The organism is Streptomyces sp. NPDC032126, assembly GCF_055580085.1.
Genome location: NZ_JBVIMA010000001.1, coordinates 1,718,025 through 1,738,467, shown reverse-complemented (window position 1 = coordinate 1,738,467; position 20,443 = coordinate 1,718,025). Strand labels below are relative to the sequence as shown.

General features: G+C 70.9%; 11 protein-coding genes. 8 read left to right on the top strand and 3 right to left on the bottom strand.

Going from position 1 to position 20,443, the window contains the following annotated elements:
* Positions 1–74 precede the first annotated feature (74 nt).
* From ACZ5NW_RS07355 to ACZ5NW_RS07335, 5 genes are all read left to right on the top strand, one after another.
* A complete protein-coding gene (locus tag ACZ5NW_RS07355) occupies positions 75–2,060 on the top strand; it encodes a DUF8034 domain-containing protein (protein ID WP_468742742.1) in 1,986 nt (661 codons plus the stop codon).
* A complete protein-coding gene (locus ACZ5NW_RS07350; RefSeq protein ID WP_468742741.1) occupies positions 2,060–2,404 on the top strand; it encodes an L-rhamnose mutarotase in 345 nt (114 codons plus the stop codon). Before ACZ5NW_RS07355 ends, ACZ5NW_RS07350 begins: the two co-directional genes overlap by 1 nt.
* Positions 2,401–3,285, top strand: coding sequence for an amidohydrolase family protein (locus ACZ5NW_RS07345; protein WP_468742740.1), 885 nt, complete (start codon positions 2,401–2,403; stop codon positions 3,283–3,285). Before ACZ5NW_RS07350 ends, ACZ5NW_RS07345 begins: the two co-directional genes overlap by 4 nt.
* Positions 3,286–3,398: 113 nt before the next feature.
* Positions 3,399–6,512 (top strand): RICIN domain-containing protein, encoded by a 3,114-nt coding sequence (locus ACZ5NW_RS07340; RefSeq protein WP_468742739.1) that lies wholly within the window; start codon positions 3,399–3,401, stop codon positions 6,510–6,512.
* Between the two features lie 21 nt (positions 6,513–6,533).
* Complete coding sequence (locus ACZ5NW_RS07335) at positions 6,534–8,585, top strand: family 43 glycosylhydrolase (protein WP_468742738.1); 2,052 nt, start codon at positions 6,534–6,536, stop codon at positions 8,583–8,585.
* Positions 8,586–8,658: 73 nt separating this feature from the next.
* Here the strand turns inward: ACZ5NW_RS07335 and ACZ5NW_RS07330 are convergent, their stop codons facing one another.
* The 3 genes from ACZ5NW_RS07330 to ACZ5NW_RS07320 form a co-directional block, all read right to left on the bottom strand.
* Positions 8,659–11,349: an RICIN domain-containing protein gene (locus ACZ5NW_RS07330; RefSeq protein ID WP_468742737.1), complete on the bottom strand. Its 2,691-nt coding sequence runs from the start codon at positions 11,347–11,349 to the stop codon at positions 8,659–8,661.
* Between the two features lie 362 nt (positions 11,350–11,711).
* Entirely contained in the window at positions 11,712–12,548 is an 837-nt protein-coding gene (locus ACZ5NW_RS07325) for an alpha/beta fold hydrolase (protein WP_468742736.1), read from the bottom strand.
* Positions 12,549–12,706: 158 nt separating this feature from the next.
* Positions 12,707–15,541 carry an ATP-binding protein gene (locus tag ACZ5NW_RS07320; protein ID WP_468742735.1) on the bottom strand — a complete coding sequence of 945 codons (2,835 nt, stop codon included), beginning with the start codon at positions 15,539–15,541 and terminating at the stop codon, positions 12,707–12,709.
* 204 nt (positions 15,542–15,745) lie between these two features.
* On the opposite strand from ACZ5NW_RS07320, the gene ACZ5NW_RS07315 reads away from it, so the two are divergent.
* The 3 genes from ACZ5NW_RS07315 (at position 15,746) to ACZ5NW_RS07305 (ending at position 20,395) form a co-directional block, all read left to right on the top strand.
* On the top strand, positions 15,746–18,616 hold the full coding sequence (locus tag ACZ5NW_RS07315; RefSeq protein ID WP_468742734.1) for a helix-turn-helix transcriptional regulator: 2,871 nt from the start codon (positions 15,746–15,748) through the stop codon (positions 18,614–18,616).
* Positions 18,617–18,665: 49 nt separating this feature from the next.
* Positions 18,666–19,649: an alpha/beta hydrolase gene (locus ACZ5NW_RS07310; RefSeq protein ID WP_468742733.1), complete on the top strand. Its 984-nt coding sequence runs from the start codon at positions 18,666–18,668 to the stop codon at positions 19,647–19,649.
* 119 nt (positions 19,650–19,768) lie between these two features.
* Positions 19,769–20,395, top strand: coding sequence for a helix-turn-helix domain-containing protein (locus ACZ5NW_RS07305; protein WP_468742732.1), 627 nt, complete (start codon positions 19,769–19,771; stop codon positions 20,393–20,395).
* Positions 20,396–20,443 lie beyond the last annotated feature (48 nt).

Here is a 20,443-nt window from a genome sequence, read left to right as displayed (position 1 = left end):
CACCGGCCTCGCCCGCCCGGCCGTCGTCCCCGGCGTGCGCCGCCCATGCCGCCCGCCCCGAACGGAGATCTCCCATGCCCTTCAGCCCCGCCGACCGCACGTCGGCCGATGACGCCCCCAGCGACCAGCCGGTCGCGCCACCCGAGATCGAGGCGGGGGTGCCGCTGCTCGAACCACCCGGCTGGGCCGTCGCCCAGCGCGCCCTGTTCGACCTCCTCGACCACGCCTGGCGGCGCTTCGCCCGCGACTTCACCGGCCCGGACGGACGCCTGAACTACGACGGCCCGCTGACCACCCGCGACGGCGTCGACGACTTCTATGAGGTGTTCTTCAACTGGCCCCAGCTGTACCTCCTCGGCGGCGCCGACGACCTGCTGCCCGCCAGCGAGAAGCACTGGGAGGGCGTCACCCGGCAGCTCACCGAACTGAACATGCTGCGCGACGAGTACGAGCGCGGCTACGACTGGTTCCACCAGGGCGAGAGCCTGCTGCTGCTCTACTTCCTGTGCATGGCCGCCCCCGACCGCTGGCGTGAGCGCGCCCTGCGCTTCGCCGAGCTGTACGTCGACCCGGCCAAGGGCAACTACGACCCCGCCCACCGCATCATCACCCGCCCGCACAACGGCAGCGACCCCGACCGCACCGGCCTGTTCGACGGAGACGTCTACCCCTGGCTGCTGAAGGAGGCCGAGACCTACGGCTTCCCGCTCGACTGGATCCCCGAGGCCGCGAACGGCCCCTTCCCCCTGTCGGCGGACCCGCGCCTGGGCGACCAGATGCGCGACCGGATGGGCGTCGGCGACACCGCGGTGAACCTCGCCGCGGCCGGGCTGGTCCTCAACGCCTGGATCCTGTCCGGCGAGGAGCGCTACCGCGACTGGATCGTCGAGTACGTGGGCGCGTGGCGGGAGCGCACCGAGGCGAACGGCGGTCTCGTCCCGGACAACGTCGGCCCGGACGGCGGCGTCGGCAGCCTGCTGGAGGGCCGCTGGTACGGCGGCCACTACGGCTGGTCCTGGCCGCACGGCTGGCACAGCGTGGGCCACGCGGCCTGTGTGGCGGCGCTCGCGGCGGCCACGGTCACCGGCGACGACGACTACCTCTCCATGGTGGCGACCTCGCTCGACACCCTCATCGGCCACGCCAAGGTGATGCCCTACACCGAGGCGGACTCCAGCCTGCCCTCCAAGTGGGCGGTCGAACTCGGCCCCGACGACGTCCACACCCCCACCCCGCACCTGCCGTTCCGGCACAACGACTCGGGCTGGTTCGACTACAACCCGGCCACCCCGCCGGTCCCGGTCGCCCTGTGGCACCACACGGCCTCCGACGCCGACCGCGCCCGGCTGGAGCGGCTGCGCGAGGCCGACGGCATCGACTGGCGCACCCTCCGGCCCTTCCGCGCCAAGGAGGAGTCCGGGCACGAGAAGGCGTGGTTCGCCTTCCTCGCCGGTGACGACCCCGGCTACCCCGAGCGCATCCTCGCCACCGCCCAGGCCCAGGTCCGCCACCGCCTGCGGCGCATCGACCGCTACCGCGACCTGGACGTGCCCGAGGCCGACATCCACGTCTGGCAGCTGTGCAATCCGGTGGTCACCGAGGCCCTCGTCCAGCTGACCTGGGGCGGCCCCCAGGTGCTCTACAACGGCGGTCTCCAGCAGGCCCGGCTGCGCTACCACGACGCCGAGGCCCGCCGCGCCGGTCTGCCTCCGGAGGTGGCCGCCCTGGTCACCTCCATCGACCCCGAGGCCACCACCGTCGAACTGGTGAACCTCTCCCCCGAGACGGACCGCACGGTGATCGTCCAGGCGGGCGCCTTCGCCGAGCACACCATCACCGCCGTCCGCTACACGACCTGCGAGGACGACGGCTGGATCGGCGACATGTACGACTACGGCCACACCGAGCCCGTCGTCACCGAGGCGGAGCGGAGCTGCGACAGCGCCTTCCTGACGGTCCGGCTGCCCGCCTCCACCCGCATCCGGCTCACCCTGAGCCTGCGGCTGCGCGCCCACACCCCCAGCTACCGGACCCCCTTCACCCCTCAGGAGGGTGCGTGATGGAACGCATCGCCCAGACCATCAGACTCCGGCCCGAGCACCGGGAGAAGTACCTCGACCTCCACTCGGCCGTCTGGCCGGGCGTCGAGGCCGCCCTGCACCGGGCGAACATCCGCAACTACAGCATCTTCCTGCACGGCGATGTGCTGTTCGCCTACTTCGAGTACCACGGCGACGACTTCGCGGCCGACATGGCCGTCCTGGAAGCCGACCCCGAGACCCAGGAGTGGTGGAAGCTCACCGACCCCTGCCAGGAGCCCTGGCCCGACCAGGGCGACTCCCGCCAGTGGACGCCCCTCACCGAGATCTGGCACCTGAGCCCGCCCCCCGGGACCCCGTCATGACCGCCACCCCCGTCCCCGGCATCGTCGACGCCCACCACCACCTGTGGGACCTCGACCAGCGTCCGCAGTCCTGGCTCGACGACCCCGACCTGACCACGATCCGCCGCACCTTCACCCCCGACGACCTGCGCACCACCGCCACCCGCACCATCGCCGGCCGCCGTCTGCACAGCACGGTGGCCGTGCAGTGCATCCCGGACGTGGCCGAGACGGAGGACCTGCTCGCCCTCGCCGAGCACGAGCCGCTGATCGGGGCGGTGGTCGGCTGGGCGGACCTGACATCGCCGGCGATCGGCGAGGTGCTGGACCGGTTGCTCGCCGGGCCGGGCGGGACGTATCTGCGGTCCCTGCGCCACCTCGTCCAGGGCGAGACGGACCCGGGGTGGCTGCAACGCCCTGATGTGGAGCGGGGGTTGGCGGCCGCCGGGGACCGCGGGCTCTGCTACGACGTGCTCGTCCGCAGCCACCAGCTCGACCAGGCGATCCGGCTGGCGGAGCGTTTCCCCGAGCTGCCCCAGGTGCTCGACCACGCGGGCAAGCCGTCGATCGCCGACGGTGACCTGGACGACTGGGCAGGCCGCATACGTCTGCTGGCCGCACATCCGCACGTGGTCTGCAAGGTGTCGGGGCTGATCACCGAGGCCGACCACGAGAAGTGGACCATCGCCGACATCCGCCCGGTGTGGGACGTCCTGCTGTCGGCCTTCGGCCCCGACCGCCTGATGTTCGGCTCGGACTGGCCGGTCGCGAACCTCGCGGGCGGCTGGAACCGCTGGGCCGCCACCGTGGACGACCTGCTCGACGGTTGTTCCGCCACCGAGATCGACGCGGTGCTGGCCGCCACCGCGACCGCCTTCTACCGCCTCCCCGCCCGCGGCTGACCCTGACCTTCGACGCTCGTGCTGAAGACCGTGTCACCCCACTGACAACACCCCCGGAGCCGCCGCATGAACGCATTCCCGACTGCCCGCGCCCACCACAGGAGGGGCAGACGATGAAGCCCGCCGCCTCCACCCGCCGCACGATGTCAGCAGCGCTCACGACCGCTCTCTCCGCGGCCCTGCTGACCTCCCTCACGACGCCGACCCCGGCCTCGGCCGCGACCCAGGCGACCTACTACGTCGCCCCCGACGGAAGCGACGCCAACCCCGGGACGATCACCGCGCCGTTCAAGACCCTGCAGCACGCCCGGGACGTCGTGCGCACGGTCAACGACAACATGACCGGAGACATCACCGTCTATCTCCGCGGCGGCACCTACCCGGTGAGCAGCACCATCGGCTTCACGTCGGCCGACTCCGGGACGAACGGCCACCATGTCGTGTACGCCGCCTACCAGAACGAGAAGCCGGTGCTGAACGGCGGCGTCCAGGTGTCCGGTTGGACCCAGCACAGCGGGAACATCTGGAAGGCCACGCTGGACCGCGACGACAAGCTCCGCGCGCTCTACGTCAACGGCAAGCGCGCCCAGATGGCCTCCAAGACTATCAACTCGGCCGGATGCTACGGGACTTACTCCATCACGGCGGGCCAGGCTCCCTGGGCCTGGGAGTCGGGTTCGCAGTGCGACGGAGCCAAGTACAGCCTCTCCGACCTGCCCGCCGTCGCCTCCAACCAGGACGACGTCGAGATCAAGTCGATGAGCACCTGGAACACGGCCATCGTCGGAGTCCGCCAGATCACCACGAGCTCGGACGGCGCCAACCGCGTGGCCCTGTTCCAGCAACCTGGCGCGGCCATGGCCCAGGGGTCGGCGTACGCGGGCTTCGTCGCCGGCAGCGGCAGCCACACGATCATGAACGCGTTCGAGTTCCTGGATCAGCCCGGCGAGTTCTACTTCGACAAGGCGAAGCACACGGTCTACTACTACAAGTCCGGCTCCGAGGACATGTCGACGGCGCAGGTCTTCGCGCCGAACCACGTGTCCACCCTCATCAGGATCGGCGGCACGTCCACGACCGACCACGCGCGGAACATCACGTTCTCCGGGCTCACGATCGAGCACTCCGACTGGAACCTGGTCAACGTCGCGGGCTCCGTCTTCCGGCAGGGCCAGCAGGGCAACGCCAGCACCAACGTGTACGCCAGGAAGAACTTCCACGCGTACACCTACCGCAACGTCGACCTGCCACCGGCCGCCGTCCAGATCGAGAACGCCGACGGGATCGTCCTGTCGCGCAACACCGTTCAGCACACCGGCGCCGACGGCATCACCCTGGCCAACGACGTGACGGACTCGCAGCTGACCGGCAACGTCACGAACGACATAGCCGGATCCGCCCTCACGGTGGGGCACCCGCAGCACGTGTACATCGGTGACTACACCTCGACCAACAACGAGAAGTACCCGGTGAACGTCGAGGGCGTCTGCAAGAACATATCGATCACGGACAACTACCTCGACGACAGCGCCGTGTTGTTCCAGGGATCGAGCGCCGTGTCGGCGTACTTCGTGGACTCCCTGTCCGTGCAGCACAACCGGATCGAGAAGTCCCCTTGGGCGGGCATCACCCTCGGCTGGGGATGGTGGAACTTCGACGGATCGACGAGCTCCGTCAATCCCGGGAACCCCACCACCACGGCCAGGAACAACACCGTCAAGTACAACGAGCTCGTCGACACCATGCAGGTGCTCGGCGACTCCGCTCCGATCTACACGCTGGGCAGCCAGCCGGACACCGAGATCAGCAACAACTACATCCAGGGTGTGCCGGCCGGCCACAAGTACGGAATGCACCCGGATGAGGGTTCCGCCTTCCTCAACGAGCACGACAACGTCCTCGACGTGGACCCGAAGGTCGCGTACACCATCAACTCCGGCACCTGGGGGCGGCAGCACGACCTCACCATCACCAACACCTACGGCACCCTCAACAAGATCTTCAGCAAGAGCGTCCCGAACAGCACCATTCAGGACGTGCGGGCGTACCCGGACAAGGTGTGGCCGTCGCAGGCGTACAGCATCGCCGTGAACGCGGGCCTCGAGGACGCCTACAAGGACCTCGTCCCCCGCAGCAGTGTGGCTCTGCAGGACTACGCCCTGCCCGCCGGCACGTTCACCGGCAACGGCATCTCGTCCATCCCCGTCCGCCCCCTCGGTGACGCGACCAGGACGCTGTGGCTGGCCCCCTCCGGTACGACGACGTTCGCCGTCGGCCCCACCATGACGAAGGCGGCCGGAACCGCGACGACCATCGCCGTCCCGGCGAAGCCCGGCGACTACCGCCTCTACGTCGTGGACGCCCAGGGCAACGCGTCCGCCGCGTCGAAGGCGCTCGTCCGGCAGCGATGGACCTACGTCGACGACAAGGACTCCGGCCTCACCTACTCCACCAGCTGGTCGAACTGGAACGACTCCAAGGACTTCAACGGATCCGAGAATTACACCAACAGGGCGGGCGACTCCGTCCAGTACGCGTTCACCGGCTCGGGAGTGCGCTACCTCAGCATGAAGCAGCCCAACATGGGCAAGGTCGATGTCTACCTGGACGGCACCCTGGCGCAGTCCGGCATCGACGCCTATGCCTCGACGGTGACCAAGCAGGTGCTGCTGTTCGAGAAGACGGATCTCGCCGTGGGTCCCCACACGATCAAGGTCGTGTGCACCGGAACGAAGAACACGGCCTCTTCCAACACCGTCTGCGCCCTGGACGCGTTCGCCTCCCTCTCCTTCCCCACCCCGAGCGTGCTCTACAAGGTCGTCAACAAGAACAGCGGCAAGGTGATCGACGTCTCGGGCGCATCCACCGCCGCAGCGGCGAACGTCATCCAGTGGAACGACACCGCAGGGCAGAACCAGCGCTGGCTGTGGGTCCCGGTCGGTGGCGGCAGCTACGAGATCGTCAACGAGAACAGCGGTCAACTCCTGGACGTCACCGGCGGGTCCACCGCGGACGACGCGACGATCATCCAGCAGCCCGACAACAACGCCGCGAGCCAGCACTGGACCCTGACCGCCGCCGGAAACGGCTACTACAAGATCAAGAACGCGAACAGCGGCAAGCTGCTCGCGGTGTCCGGCTCCTCGACATCGGTCGGCGCCCAGCTCGTGCAGACGACGGACACCAACGCCAACAGCCAGCTGTGGCAAGCCGTGGGCTCGGACTGACTCCCTGGAAGGAGGGACATCGTGGACATCACCAGAAGACAGCTCGGCCGGCTCGCCGCAGTCGGCACCGGGGCCCTCCTGCTGCCGGGTCTGCTGCCCGCCGGCAGGGCCGCGGCGGCCACACCTCCCGCCGGCACGTGGGGGGACCAGGGCGACGGCACGTACGTCAACCCCGTCCTCCCGGGCGACTTCAGCGACTGGGACTGCATCCGGGTCGGCACCGACTACTACGGCATCACCAGCACGTTCGGGTACTCGCCCGGCGTGGCCGTCCTGCACTCGAAGGACCTGGTCAACTGGCAGACGCTCGGCGGCGCGGTCAGTGATGTGACCCAGATCGGCCCCTTGCTCAACTGGGACAAGATGAACCGCTACGGCCGTGGCGTGTGGGCCGGAGCCATCCGCTACCACGCGGGTCGGTACTGGGTGTACTTCAACACCCCCGACGAAGGCTTCTTCATGACGTCGGCCGCGTCGCCGGAAGGGCCGTGGGACCCGCTGACGGCGGTGTGGCGGACCTCCGGCTGGGACGACCCGTGCCCGTTCTGGGACGACGACGGCCAGGGCTATCTGGTCACCTCGCACTACTCGGACGGCTACAAGATCAACCTGTTCAAGCTGTCCGAGGACGGCAAGTCACTGGTCGGCTCGCCCACGGTCATCCACCAGTCGTCGGGCAGCGAGGCCAACAAGCTGTACAAGATCAACGGCCTCTACTACCACCTGTACAGCGAGGTGAAGTCCGAGGGCCGGGTGCTGATGATGAACCGCGGCTCCAGCCTCTACGGCCCGTTCGAGACCAAGCAGCTGGAACACGTCAACGCCTCCGTGGACCGCGAACCCAACCAGGGCGGGCTCGTGCAAACCCCGGACGGCGCCTGGTACTTCGTGACCCACCACGGCCACGGCGCCTGGGAGGGGCGGCCGCTGTCCCTGCTCCCGGTGACCTGGGTCGACGGCTGGCCCATCCTGGGCCAGGTGGGCACGGACGGCATCGGCACCATGGTGTGGACGGGCAAGGTGCCCGCCGGCGGCACACCCGGCCTGCCCGTCGACGCACTGCCCCCCGTGGTGACCAGCGACCTGTTCACCGACACCCGCATCAAGCCTCAGTGGGAGTGGTACTACCAGCCGCGCGCGGGCTATTGGTCGCTCACCGAGCGCCCTGGCTATCTGCGGCTGAAGGCGTTCGCCCCGCTGGCGACCGACAATCTGACCAAGGTCGGCAACACCCTCACCCAGCGAGTACTGCGTACCGCGGGCGGCGCGACGGTGACCGTCCGCCTCGAACTGGCCGGCCTCGCCGACGGCCAGCACGCCGGACTGTGCCACTACGCCGCCACCTACGCCGGGTTGGGAGTCCGGCGCTCGGGGACCACCACCACGATCGCGCACAACGCCGGCGGAACCCTGACCGACGGACCGGTGGTCACGCAGAACGCCCTGTGGCTACGCACCACTTGGGACGTCAACGGGGTCAGTCAGTTCTCCTACAGCCTCGACGGAACGACGTTCACCTCGTTCGGCGCCACCTACCAGCTCACCTGGGGCGGTTACCGCGGTGACCGGGTCGGCCTCTACACCTACAACCCCAACAACACCGGTTACGTCGACGTGGACTCGGTGCAGTACACCGTCGCGCCCACCAGGGCCTACAGGTGCGTCAGTGTGCGCAGCGGCAAGGTCGCCGACGTCTCCGGCGGCTCCAAGACGGACGGCGCCTCCGTGATCCAATACACCGACAAGGGCGTACCGAACCAGCAGTGGGCCTTCCAGTCCACCGGCGACGGCTACCACACCATCATGTGCGTCAACAGCGGCAAGGTCCTCGACGTGGCGGGGTCCTCGACGGCGGACGGCGCGCGGGTCGTGCAGATGCCCGCCGACGGCCGGACCAGCCAGCAGTGGCTGCTGCGTCCCGTGACCGGTGGCGTGTTCGTCGTGGTCAACCGCAACAGCGGCAAGGTCCTTGACGTCAGCGGAGGCAGTACGGCCGACGGTGCCGCGCTGATCCAGTACTCCGACAGGGGCAGCACCAACCAGCAGTGGACCTTCTCCCGCGTCACCGGCTAGTGCACAGGCGGCGGGGCCGGAAAGCCATGGCTTTCCGGCCCCGCTGTCTTGTGCCCGGCGTCGGGTCACCCGGTCACTGAATCGTCCAGGTCTGGTTGGACTGGTTCAGGGGCATGTACTGGCTGATGGTGGCTCCGTTGGCCGTCGATCCGCCGCCGACCTCCAGGACCTGCCTGCTCTCGAAGTTGCGGATGACGTACCCACCGCTGACCGGCTCGAAGTACCACAGCTGGTTGCTGCCGCCGTTGTAGCCGTACTGCTGCACCGCGGTCTCCCTCCAGTGGCTGGCCCAGCCGAAGTCGAGGACCTTGCCGCTGTTGCGGTTCACGATCCTGAAGAGCTGACCGCTGACCGGGACGATGCTCCACTGCTGGTTGGCTCCACCGGTGCTCGGCCACTGGATGACGCTCCCGCCGTCGGCGGTGGACCCGCCGGAGACGTCCATCAGCAGTCCGCTGTTGACGTTCTTGATCGTGTAGTACGTCGACGGGTTGGTGTTCGGCGTAGCGGTCGCGTCCTCCAACGCGCCGCCGGCCTGCTGCACGCTGAAGTCCGCGATGAAGAAGTACGCGCCGTCGGTCTTGGCGACCCGCACGTAGCGGAACTTCTGGCGGACGTCGATGTCGCCGGTGAGTGTCGAGGCGAGCGGCAGGTTGTCCGTCTGGCGTCCTATGACGGTGTAGGTGCCGAAGGACGGGTCGTTGGAGGCCCGGATCTCGAAGTGGCCGCGGGTCTCGGACTGGTCCAGGTCCTGCCGGGTGGTCAGGGAGAACTGTCCGAGCTGGTAGGCCTGCCCGAGGTCGACCTGCCACCAGGCCGAGGTGTCGCTGCCGGTCGGCGACCAGCCGGTCGAGCCGTTGTTGTCGTCGGCGTTCGCCGCCGTCCAGCCCGAGCCGTACACCGAGGACGAGGACGCCGGCTTGTTGTAGGCGAGGTTGAGCTTCGCGGCCAGCCCCTGGTAGGCGGGCTCGAGACCGGAGGCCTTGATCACCGAGTCGCCGGAGGTCGTGTTGTTGGTGAGCGTGACGTGGGTGCCGTTGCGGTTCTGGTTGATGAATCCGTCCGTGCGCGACAGCACGTTGTTCGACAGGGTCATGTTGTCCGACCCCTCGTCCGTGTAGAGGCCGGCCACCGCCGATCCGCAGGCGGCCGGCGTACGCAGCACGTCGTGGATGTAGTTGCCGTTGAAGACCGTGCCCGGGTCGTTGGAGAGGTGATAGATACCGGCGGAGTCGCACAGCCGGTTCATCACGTTGCCGATCCGGTTGTAGCTGACGCTGTTGTTGCCTTCGGCGTTGGCCGCCGACTGCCAGCCCCAGCCCAGCGAGATGGCGGCCCATGGGGCGTCGGAGATGTCGTTGTGGTCGATGGTGGTGCTGTTGACGAAGCCCGCGTCGATGCCGGCGGTGCCCAGGTAGTCCTCGCCGATCCGGGTGATCAGGTTGTTCTTCACGGTGACGTTCTTGACCACCTCCCGGGCGTCCTCACCGGCCGGTGAGGTGGGCGGGTCGTAGACGGTGTGGTACTCGACGGTCGGGTCGGAGAACTTGCCGACCATGATTCCGTTGCCGGCGATGTCGTGGACGAGGTTGCCGGTCACGGTGCTGCCGTGCACGCCGTGGTGCAGGTCGAGGGCGGTGGCACCCATCTGGGTGAAGGTGTTGCCGGTGAAGGAGACGCGGTCGGCGTCGGCGACCTGGACTCCGGCCGGCGGCCTGCCTACGTACTGGTTGTTGGAGGTGTCGGCGGAGAGGTTGTAGTTGCCGCCCTGGCCGTTGAGGTAGCCATTGTTCGTCGCCTCCATCCAGGTGGTCTGGGCGAAGGTGATGCCGGAGAAGCGCAGGTCGTGGGCGGGACTGTCGAGGTTCGTGCCCTTGATGTCGAAGAGCGTCTTGAGCGTCGGCGCCTGCACCGTGGCCGTGGACATGTCCTCGCCGGGGCGGGGCTTGTAGTAGACGGTCTGCGCGGCCGTGTCGACGTAGAACTCGCCCGGTTCGTTGAGGAATTCGTGGGCGTTCTCGAAATGCAGGGGAGAGCCGCTGGAGAGGACCGGGAAGGGGCGCGGGAACAGGATGCCCGCCTCGTGGTCCTGGATCGACACGTCGGCGATGCCGTTGGCGGAGCTGATCGACTTCAGCCGCAGGTAGCTCTCGCCCCACTGGGTTTCCAGCATCAACTCGACCTGGCTCAGGTGGTTCCAGTTGGAGACCTGCGAACTGAGCACCTTGAGCAGCTTGTTGGTCTTGTCGCTGCCCTGCAACTGGAAGTCCGAGCCGACGTCGGGGAAGCGGGCCCGGTTGGCGCGGACCCCGTTGACGTACAACTGCCGGAAGTCGAGGCTGCCCACGGACGCCTTGTACTCGCCGTTCGCGGCCGCGGTCCAGCCGGTGATCGCCTTGCCGCCGCTGATCACGGGCGTCTCGCCGTTGTACGCCTGGTAGACGACCGTGTGGCCGTTCGTGCCCGAGTCACTGGTGCCGAAGGTGATCGGTGCGGTGAGGGGGTAAGTGCCTCCACGCAGGTTCACGACGATGTCGTCGGACATGTTCGCATTCACCGCTCGGACCGCGGCCTGGGCGGCCTGGATGGTCTTGAACGCTGCGGCGGTGCTGGTGCCCGAGTTGCTGTCACTGCCATTGACAGGGTCGACGTAGAAGTTCGTCGTGGCCGCGTAGGCGGGTTGAGCGGGCAGCACGGCCGCGAAGACGACAGCCGCCGCTGCGAGCGCTTTGACCGTCCCCGCGCCGATGCGTAGGGGTCTCATCTGTGGTGTCCCTCCTCCAAGCCCTGGCTTCCTGTGAGTTGCATTTATCAATGCGAGAGGGCACACCCGTCAAGACAATAGGCAGACTTATTTTCAACTGGAGCAACATGGATGACACACGGACATGGCAGGCGCGACGCTGTGCGCTCCGCCTACGACAGCCAATCAATGCAGGTAGCAGGCCTGTGACGATCGCCCCCCGACCGCATCCCACTCAACCTGCACAACGAAACAGCCTTCCCAAATGAGTAGTACTCATTTCCCGGGGGCCGCTGCCGGGGGCGCTGCGTGTGCGCGCGGTTGGGCAGCGGCCCCGAGCCTCTGCCGGAGCCTTCAGCGGTCCGCCGTGGGACGGGCCGGCGTCACTTCGCCAGGAAGGCGAGGAGCGCGGAGTTGACCTCCTGGGCGTGGGTCCAGAGCAGTCCGTGCGGGGCGCCCTCGATCTCGACGTAGTCGGCGGCGGAGAGCGCCTTGTGGAAGGGGCGCCCGGTGCCCTCGATGGGGAGGATGCGGTCGCCGGTGCCGTGCAGGATGAGGGCGGGCACGTCGATCGCGGGGATGTCGGCACGGAAGTCCGTGTACCAGGTGGACGGCGCCGCCGACGCCGCGAAGGCGCCGCCTCCGGCGGCGGTGTTCCAGCTGTTGCGGACCGCCTCCTCGCTGATGCGGCCGCCCAGGTTCTCGTCGAGGTTGTAGAAGTCCTTGAAGAACGCCGTGTAGTAGGCGTAGCGGTCCGCCTTCACCGCCGCGACGATGCCGTCGAAGAACTCCTTCGGCGCGACGCCGTTGGGGTTGTCGTCGCTCTTGAGCAGGCACGGCTCGAGCGAGGCCAGGAAGGCCACCTTGGAGACCCGGGCGGAGCCGTACCTGGCGACGTAACGGGCGACCTCGCCGGTGCCCATCGAGAAGCCGACCAGGACGGCGTCGGTCAGGTCGAGCGTTTCCATGACGGAGTTCAGGTCGGCGGCGAAGGTGTCGTAGTCGTAGCCGGTGGTGGGCTGGGAGGACTGGCCGAAGCCGCGGCGGTCGTAGGTGATGACCCGGTAGCCGGCGTCGAGCAGCGCGGCGCTCTGGAGTTCCCACGAGTGCCCGTCGAGGGGGAAACCGTGGATGAGGACGACCGGCTGCCCGGTGCCGTGGTCCTCGTAGTAGAGGTCGATGCTGGTGGAGTTCTCCTGGCCCACGGTGATGTACGGCATGGGTGCGTTCCTTCGTTCGCGGTGGTACGGATGGCACCACGCTAGGTGCGAAGGGCCGGTGCCGCTTGTCCGGCAGCGCACCGGTCGTGGTCCGGAAGTGTCCGGCGCCCGCGACGCGTCCGGGACGCCCGACCTCCACGACCGGGCGGGGCCGGCCCTCAGTCCGGTCGGGGCACGGGGCCGAGCACGTCGCGCAGCTGGGCGCGGCCGGTGATGCCGAGTTTCGGGAAGATCTTGTGCAGGTGGAAGCCGATGGTGCGCGGGGACAGGTAGAGCCGGGCGCCGATGTCGCGGTTGGTCAGGCCGCCCGCCGCCAGCTGGGCGATCTGCAGCTCCTGCGGCGTCAGGTCGGCGACGGCTTCCGGTGCGGCCGCGTCCGCCGTCGTCACGCCGACCGCCCGTAGTTCGGCCGTGGTGCGCTCGATCCACGGGCGCGCGTCGAGCCGTTCGAAGGTGTCCAGGGCGGCGACGAGCAGGGGGCGGGCCTCGGCGGCCCTGCGACGGCGGCGCAGCCACTCGCCGAAGTCCAGCTGGGCCAGGGCGTGTTCGAAGGGCCACCGGGCGCCCGCCGGGTCGGCGACCGAGGCGCGGAAATGCGGCTCGGCCGCGTCGGGATCGCTCAGCAGGGCGCGGGCACGGTGGACGATGGCGTCGAGCCGTGCCGAACGGGGTGTGTCCAGGGTCGTCACGGCGGCCTGGAGCACCGCCCGGGCGTCGTCGGTCCGCCCCGCCCGGACGGCGGCCGCGGCCAGGTCGGCGAGGTGGTAGAGCGAGGCGTGGTGGTGCACGGGGGCGGCGCGGACGTCCCGGGTGAAGGCGCGGCGCAGATGCTCGTAGGCCGTGGCGTGGTCCGCCTGCGCCGACGCGGCGAGGGCGAGCGCGTGGCAGTGTCGGACGAAGAGGCTGCGGGAGGCGCGCAGGTCGCGGCCCTGGACGGCCGCGGCGGCCTGGGCACGGGCGCCCTCGTGGTCGCCGCGGGCGGCGCGCAGCGTGGCGTGCAGGATCGGCGCGCCGACGACGACGTTGTCCGCGCCGGCCTCGGACGCCACGCGGAACGCCTCCTCGGCCGCGGCACCGGCCGCCGTCCAGGCCCCGCTCTCGAACAGGGCGAGCGCGAGGGCCTGGAGCACGGTGCAGTTGGTACCGGCCGTGGCGGCGCGACGATGGTGGTCCACGGCCTGGCCGAGGAGCCGTACGGCGAGGTCGGTCTCGTCCAGGATCCACGCGCCCGCCCCGAGCACCACGAACTCGGAGAGGGTGGCGTCGGCGAGCGCGTCGACCAGCCGCGTCAGCTGCTTCACCGACGCCTCCCGGTCCGCGAACGGATCCGCGACGAGCCGGGTCCACAGTCCCCCGGTCCGGTCCGGCTGCGGCGGTATCAGGCCGCTGATACGGCGGAGTTCGGCGCGGTGGGAGGCAGCGCCGGAGTTGTAGGCCGGGGTGGCCGCGGTGCTCAGGGCGTCCATCGCCAGGGCGGGTGCCGCAGTGGCCATGGACGCGGCGACGGGCAGCAGGAACCCGAGGGCGTCGTCGTGCCGCAGGGTGACGGCCAGCGACCAGCCGCCCCGCAGGGACGCCTCGGCGAGCATCCTCGGGTCGTCCGTCAGGGTGGTCACGCGCGCGGCGATCTCACCGACCCACTGCGGGTGCCCCGCGTACATCGCGGACTCGGCGGCGGCGAGCAGCCGGCCGGCGCGGCGTTCGGTGTCCGGGGTCAGGTCGGCGGCGCGTTCCAGGGCCGTGGCGGCGGCCGCGTATCCGCCGCGGCGCCGGGAGCGTTCCGCGCTCTCGGCGAGGGCCTCGGCGACCTCCTCGTCGGGGCCGGGCGCGGCCGCCGCCAGGTGCCAGGCGCGCCGGTCGGGTTCGTGTACGAGGGCGGCGGCGAGCGCCAGATGGGCCGCACGGCGTTCGGTGTAGGAGGCGGCACGGTAGATCGCGGAGCGGACGAGGGGGTGGCGCAGGTGGACATGGCCGTGCTCGACCCGTACGAGCCCGGCTCGTTCGGCCGGCTCCCACACTCCTGGATCGTCGACCGCCGGGGCGGCGCGCCGCACGTCGGAGAGGCGTTCGGTGCAGGCGGCCGCCACCATGAGCAGCGCGCGGCGGGTGGCTTCGGGCAGGGCGGACAGGTCGGCGGCGAACAGGCGCTCCAGGCGGGCGGTGAGCGGGAGCGCGTCGACCGGTCCCGCCCCGTCGGACGCCGGGGTGCGGGCCGCGGCCCGGGCGAGTTCGATGAGGGCGAGAGGGTTTCCGGCCGCCTGTTCGAGGATCAGGGCGCGGGTCCTGCCCTGGGGCGGGTGCGGTTGGGCGTCGAGGAGGAGTCCGGCCGCCACCCGGTCCAGCGGGGCGACGGTCAGATGGTGGAAGTCGTGGTCGAAGCGGGCCGGCACCGCGTCGTCCCGTGCCGCGAGCAGCAGGGCGACACGTTCGCCTTCGAGCCGCCGGGCGACGAAGGCGAGGACGTCGAGCGAGCCCACGTCGAGCCACTGGGCGTCGTCGACGGCGATGAGCAGGGGGCGTTCGGTGGCCGCGTCGGAGAGAAGGGTGAGCACACCGACGCGGATCATCAAGGGGTCCGGGTCCGGGTCCGGGGCAGGAGCGGCGGTGCCGTCCTCGCCCGCACCGAACAGGCAGCCCAGGGCCTCCCGTTGCCGTACGGGCAGCCGCTCCACGCCGTCGAGGACCGGCAGCAGGAGCTGGTGGACCCCGGCGAAGCCGAGTTCCCGCTCTCCCTCGCTGCCCCGCACCCGCAGTACGTGCAGTCCACGCGCCGATGCCTCGCCGACCGCCCGGTCCACGAGCGTGCTCTTGCCCGCGCCGGGTTCCCCGGTCAGCACGAGGACCTTCGGACAAGTGCCGTCGGGCTCGCCCGTGACCTCGGGGCCGGTGCCCTCCGCGTCCGCCGCGGCGGCGATCAGCCGCCTGATCGAATCGAGTTCGCGGTCCCTGCCCCGGATATGGCGCGTGGGTGCCCCTGCTCGGCCGAGGTCCATGTTCTCCCTTGTCCGTCCGGCGCCCGAGCCCGGCCCGCCCAGCGGATCGGAAACGACGAAACGCCAGTTCACAGCTTCGCCGTCATGATGCCAGGCGCGTGCGCGGCATGACTGGTCACATGACAGAAGCGCGCCCGCCGACCGACTTGGAAGCATGCGCCGGGAGGCGGGAGAGTTCCGCCTCTCGCGGGGAGTCGGAGTGCGATGACGTGGGACGAAGCGGCGGGCGCGGCCCCACCGACGGGCGAGGACACGGCCGTCTCGTCGGGCCGGGGTGCGGCCGTGCCGATCGGCAGGGAGACCGAGGCCGAACGCATTCTGCGGGTCCTCGATGGCGAGAGCGGACCGCGGGCGCTGGTGCTGCTCGGGGCGACCGGCATCGGAAAGTCCCGGCTCCTGCGCTTCGCCGAGGAGTCGGCGGCGGGCCGGGGCACCAGGGTGCTCTCGGTCAGCGGCTGGGGCGGCGAAGAGCGTCAGGCGTACGCGTCACTGCACCGCCTGCTCCGACCCGTGCGGGCCGACCGCGTACCGCCGTTTGGTGAGCCCGACACCGGTGCCCGGGAGCGGGACGCACGCTGTGCCCTCGTAGGGGAACTGCTGGGCGGGCTCGCCCGGTCCGGGCCGGTTCTGCTGACCGTGGACGACGCCCAGGACTGCGACCCGGCGTCTCTGGACGTACTGTGCGCGGCGGGGCGACGGCTCGACGACCCGAACGTGACCCTGCTGTTCGCCGTACGGGGCGGCGCGCTGCCCGCCGCGATGCCCGCGGACCTTCCGGTGCTGTCGCTCGACCCGCTCTCCCCCGCCGCCGCGGCTCGGCTGCTCGACGCACAGCCGGGGGCTCCCACGGGCGGGGCGCGGCTCGCCGTGCTGCGGCGCGCCGAGGGCAATCCGCTGGCCGTGCTGGAGTTCGGGCGGGCGGCGGCTCCCGGCCCTACCGGACCGGTGCCCTTGGCGGGCGAGCCGGGCGACCGGGCCTGGCGGATCCGGGAGATGTTCGCCGCGCCTGTGGACGCGCTGCCCGGGGTGGCGCGGCGGGCGCTGCTGTACGCCGCGGCCGCGTTGCCCGAGGACGGGCTCCGTGGGGTGATGGCTGCTCTGGGGACCGACGACCTCTCGGTGTGGACACCCGCAGAGGAGGCGGGGCTGATCGGCGTCAGCGGCGGCCGTATCGCTTTCGGCCATCCGCTGATCCGCGCCTCGGTGTACCTCCGGCACCCCGTCCGGTCGCGGCAGCAGGCGCACCGCGACCTGGCGGACGTGACGGGTCAGGACCGGGTCCGGCGGGCCCTGCACCTGGCCTCGGCGGCGATCGGTCCCGACGAGCGGGTGGCCAAGGCTCTGGAGGAGGCCGCCGCCCTGGCCGGTGAGGCCGGTGAGCTCTTCGTCGCGGCTCGGGCGTGGGAGGACGCCGCGCGGCTGAGCACCGGCGACGACGACCGGGCGCGGCGTCTGGCCCGGGCCCTGGAGGCCGCGGGCGACTTGGGCGACCCGCAGTGGGTCCGTGAGCTGTACGCGCGGTTCCGCCAGGTGAACCGAGACCCAGAGCTGGACTGTGCTGCCGCCTGCGTCATGGCGGGCGCGTTGTCGCTGCTCTCCTTCCAGCGGGAGGCATTCGGCCTGCTCCTCGACGTCCGGCGCCGCTCGGCCCCGCGCACGGCCGCCGTGTCCTTCGCGCTCGCGGCGACCGCGACGGCGATCGCCCGCCAGTCCGGACTCGCGGAGCACCGGCGGGAGTTGCCGTCGCTGCTCGCCCCTGCGGTGAGGACGGTGACGGTCGGGACGGACGCGCCCTCGGAGGTGTGCGCCGAAGAGACCGGGGACCGTGCACGGTCGAGCAGGCCCCCCGTAGGCCGGCATCTCGGCTTCCCCGGGCTGGCGGAGGCCGGAGACCTGGTGTCCCTGGATGCCTTCGTGACGACCGGCCTGGACGCGCCGTCCGGTGGGATGGACCCCGCCGCGCTCGCCGAGGCCCTGGACGTTCCGGGCGGCGTGGCTGCGCCGGTCCGGCTGCTCGCCGCCGCCTCCGTGGCGTACCGCACCGACGAGTCGGAGCTCTGCGCCGAGCTGTACCGGCGGGCGGACGCGGCACGCGGTGGGCGCGGGCACCGTGGGTGGACGCTGCCGGCCCGGGTGGACGCTCTGATCGCGATCGGCCGGTGGCCGCTGGCGGAGGCGCTGATCGAGGAGGGGCGCCGCGACGCGCTAGTGCACCGGCTGCCGCGCCTCGACATGGACCTGGAGTCCCTGGAGGTGACCCTGGGCGCGCTGCGCGGCGACAGGGTGCCGGAGATCCCGTTCACCGGGCCGTACTGGCGCTCGGTCGGCCTGGACGAGAACCGGTCCACGCGGGCCCGGATGCTGCGCGCCTGCGGTCTCGCGGCGCTGGCCCTGGGCGACGCGGACCGCGCGTACCGTCATCTGCGGGATCTGTTCGGAGCGGACGGCTCGCCGCTCGATCCGTTCCTCTCGCCGCGCTCCGTGGCCGACCTCGCCGCCGCCGCGCAGCGGGTCGGCAGGCGGGCGGAGGCGGCGCGGGTCCTCGACGCGGTGCGGGAGCGTCTGGGCGAGCGTCCGACGCCCCGGATGAACCTCCTGACGCATCACGCGGCGGCCCTCGTCGACGAGCGCTCGGACCCCGAGCGTTATTTCCGGCTCGCGCTGGTCGACCCCGCCGGTGAGACCTGGCCGCTGGAACGCGCCCGGGCCCGCCTGCACTACGCGATCTGGCTGCGCCGGCGCAGAAGACCTCTCGACGCGCGGGCCCAGCTGGCCGCGGTGCTGGAGACAGCGGCCCGGTTCGACGCCCGGCAGCTCGCGGAAGCGGCCCGCGGCGAGCTGCGGGCGGCCGGCGCGGCGCGGGCCCCGGTGTCGGCGGCGGCCGGCCGACTGGCCGAACTGACCGCGCAGCAGCGGCAGATCGCTCGTCTCGCCGCGTCGGGTCTGTCGAATCGAGAGATCGGTCAGCGGCTGTTCCTCTCGCCGCGTACCGTGGGCTCGCATCTGTACAACGTCTATCCGAAGCTGGGTATCAGCAGCCGCCATCAGCTCAAGGACCTGCTGCGCGACGCGTGACGGCGCGTGGAGACGGAACCAGGCAGGGCGTGAGCGAGAGGCGGACCGCATGCGACCGGACCCGGACGGGCCGTCGGGCGGCACGCCGTCGCCCGTGGTGCTCGACCCCGTGGTGCAGCGGCTCGTGGACGCGTCGGCGATGCCGCCCCATCTGCACGAACTCGGCCCCGACGACGGCCGGATCGCCCTGCGGGAGTCGCAGGTCCACCGGATCGAGGACATCGACGTGGACGCCGCGTTCCACACGGCGCCGGTCGGGCCCACCGGTCTGGTGGGCTTCTGGCTGCTGCGGCCGCGGGGCGCCGCGGGGCCGTTGCCGTTCGTGTTCTACGTGCACGGGGGCCGCTGGATGCTGGGCGACGCCCACACCCATGCGCGGCTGGTCGGCGAACTCGTACGGGGTTCGGGCGCGGCGGCGGTCGTACCGGAGTACAGCCGTACGCCGGAAGCACGCCATCCCGTGGCGCTGGAGGAATGCCGCGCCCTGCTGGACTGGACGGTCGGCCGGTCCGCCGAGCTCGGCCTGGACGGAGCCCGCGTGGCGGTCGCGGGCGACTGTGCCGGGGCCACCCTGGCCACGGCGCTGACCATGCCGACCAAGGAGCTCGGGGGCCCGCGCGTCCGCGCCCAACTGCTGTACTACCCGCTGCTGGACCCGCGCTGCGACAGCGACTCCCAGCGGCGCTTCGCCCACGGGTACCTGCTGACGCGGGAGGCCCTGCGTGCCTACTGGAAGCTGTACGCCCCCGATCCCGCCGTACGCGACCATCCCACCGTCGCTCCCCTGCGCGCGAGCCGGGCCGTGCTGGCGGGGCTGCCGCCCGCGCTGCTGGTCACGGCGGAGGCCGACGTGGCGCGGGACGAGGCCGAGGAGTACGCGCGGCGGCTGCGCGGGGCCGGCGTCGAGGCGACCGCCGTCCGGTTCCGGGGCACCGTGCACGACTTCGTCACCCTGCACGCCCTGCGCACCAGCGCACCGACGCGGGCGGCACTCCGCCTGGGCGCCACGTTCCTGCGTCGTTTCCTGGCCTAGCGGAAGAGCCGGTGCCACGGCTCACCAGACGGCGGTACGTCCGCCCGCTGGGGGTAGTCCCCACGCACGGGCATGAACATGTCCCGTCGCTCCGGTTTCCGACACGGCACAATGGGATCATGAACGCCGGATCGAGCGACCCCGAGTTGGAGCAGATCCTCGACGGCATCGGGGGCCGGCTGCGCAGGCTGCGTCGGGAACGGGGACTCACGCTGGAGGCACTCGCCGCCACGACCGGCATCTCGGTCAGCACCCTGTCCCGGGTGGAGTCGGGCAAGCGGCGCCCGACGCTCGACCTGCTCATCCCCCTCGCCCGGGCACACCGCGTCGCCCTCGACCAACTCGTGGCGGCGCCGGCCAGCGGTGACCCTCGGGTGCACCTGCGCCCCCTGCACAAGCAGCGCGGCAGCGTCCTCGTACCGCTGACGCAGTACCCGGGCCGCGTGCAGGTCTTCAAGCAGGTGCTGGCACCCCGCGATCCGGAACTGGTCACCCACGAGGGCTACGAATGGCTCTACGTTCTCGCCGGCCGGCTCCGTCTCGTCCTCGGGGAGCGGGACTTCACGCTGAACCCCGGCGAAGTGGCCGAGTTCGACACCACCGAACCCCACTGGTTCGGCCCCGCGGACACCAACGCCGTAGAGATCCTGCACCTGTTCGGCCCCCGAGGAGACCAGGCCGTCGTGCGCGCCGGACCGTCCACGACGGATCCGGCCACGCCGAACCCACCGTCGGCGACGACATGATCCCGCGACAACCGGGCGGTCACCGCGGCCGGTCGGACCAGTCGGCCG

Bases quoted from the DNA above. Each gene is read 5' to 3' on its own strand.
- ACZ5NW_RS07345 (WP_468742740.1), top strand. From the start codon at position 2,401: ATGACCGCCACCCCCGTCCCCGGCATCGTCGACGCCCACCACCACCTG.
- ACZ5NW_RS07310 (WP_468742733.1), top strand. From the start codon at position 18,666: ATGCGACCGGACCCGGACGGGCCGTCGGGCGGCACGCCGTCGCCCGTG.
- ACZ5NW_RS07320 (WP_468742735.1), bottom strand. From the start codon at position 15,541: ATGGACCTCGGCCGAGCAGGGGCACCCACGCGCCATATCCGGGGCAGG.
- ACZ5NW_RS07350 (WP_468742741.1), top strand. From the start codon at position 2,060: ATGGAACGCATCGCCCAGACCATCAGACTCCGGCCCGAGCACCGGGAG.
- ACZ5NW_RS07315 (WP_468742734.1), top strand. From the start codon at position 15,746: ATGACGTGGGACGAAGCGGCGGGCGCGGCCCCACCGACGGGCGAGGAC.
- ACZ5NW_RS07330 (WP_468742737.1), bottom strand. From the start codon at position 11,349: ATGAGACCCCTACGCATCGGCGCGGGGACGGTCAAAGCGCTCGCAGCG.
- ACZ5NW_RS07305 (WP_468742732.1), top strand. From the start codon at position 19,769: ATGAACGCCGGATCGAGCGACCCCGAGTTGGAGCAGATCCTCGACGGC.
- ACZ5NW_RS07355 (WP_468742742.1), top strand. From the start codon at position 75: ATGCCCTTCAGCCCCGCCGACCGCACGTCGGCCGATGACGCCCCCAGC.
- ACZ5NW_RS07325 (WP_468742736.1), bottom strand. From the start codon at position 12,548: ATGCCGTACATCACCGTGGGCCAGGAGAACTCCACCAGCATCGACCTC.
- ACZ5NW_RS07340 (WP_468742739.1), top strand. From the start codon at position 3,399: ATGAAGCCCGCCGCCTCCACCCGCCGCACGATGTCAGCAGCGCTCACG.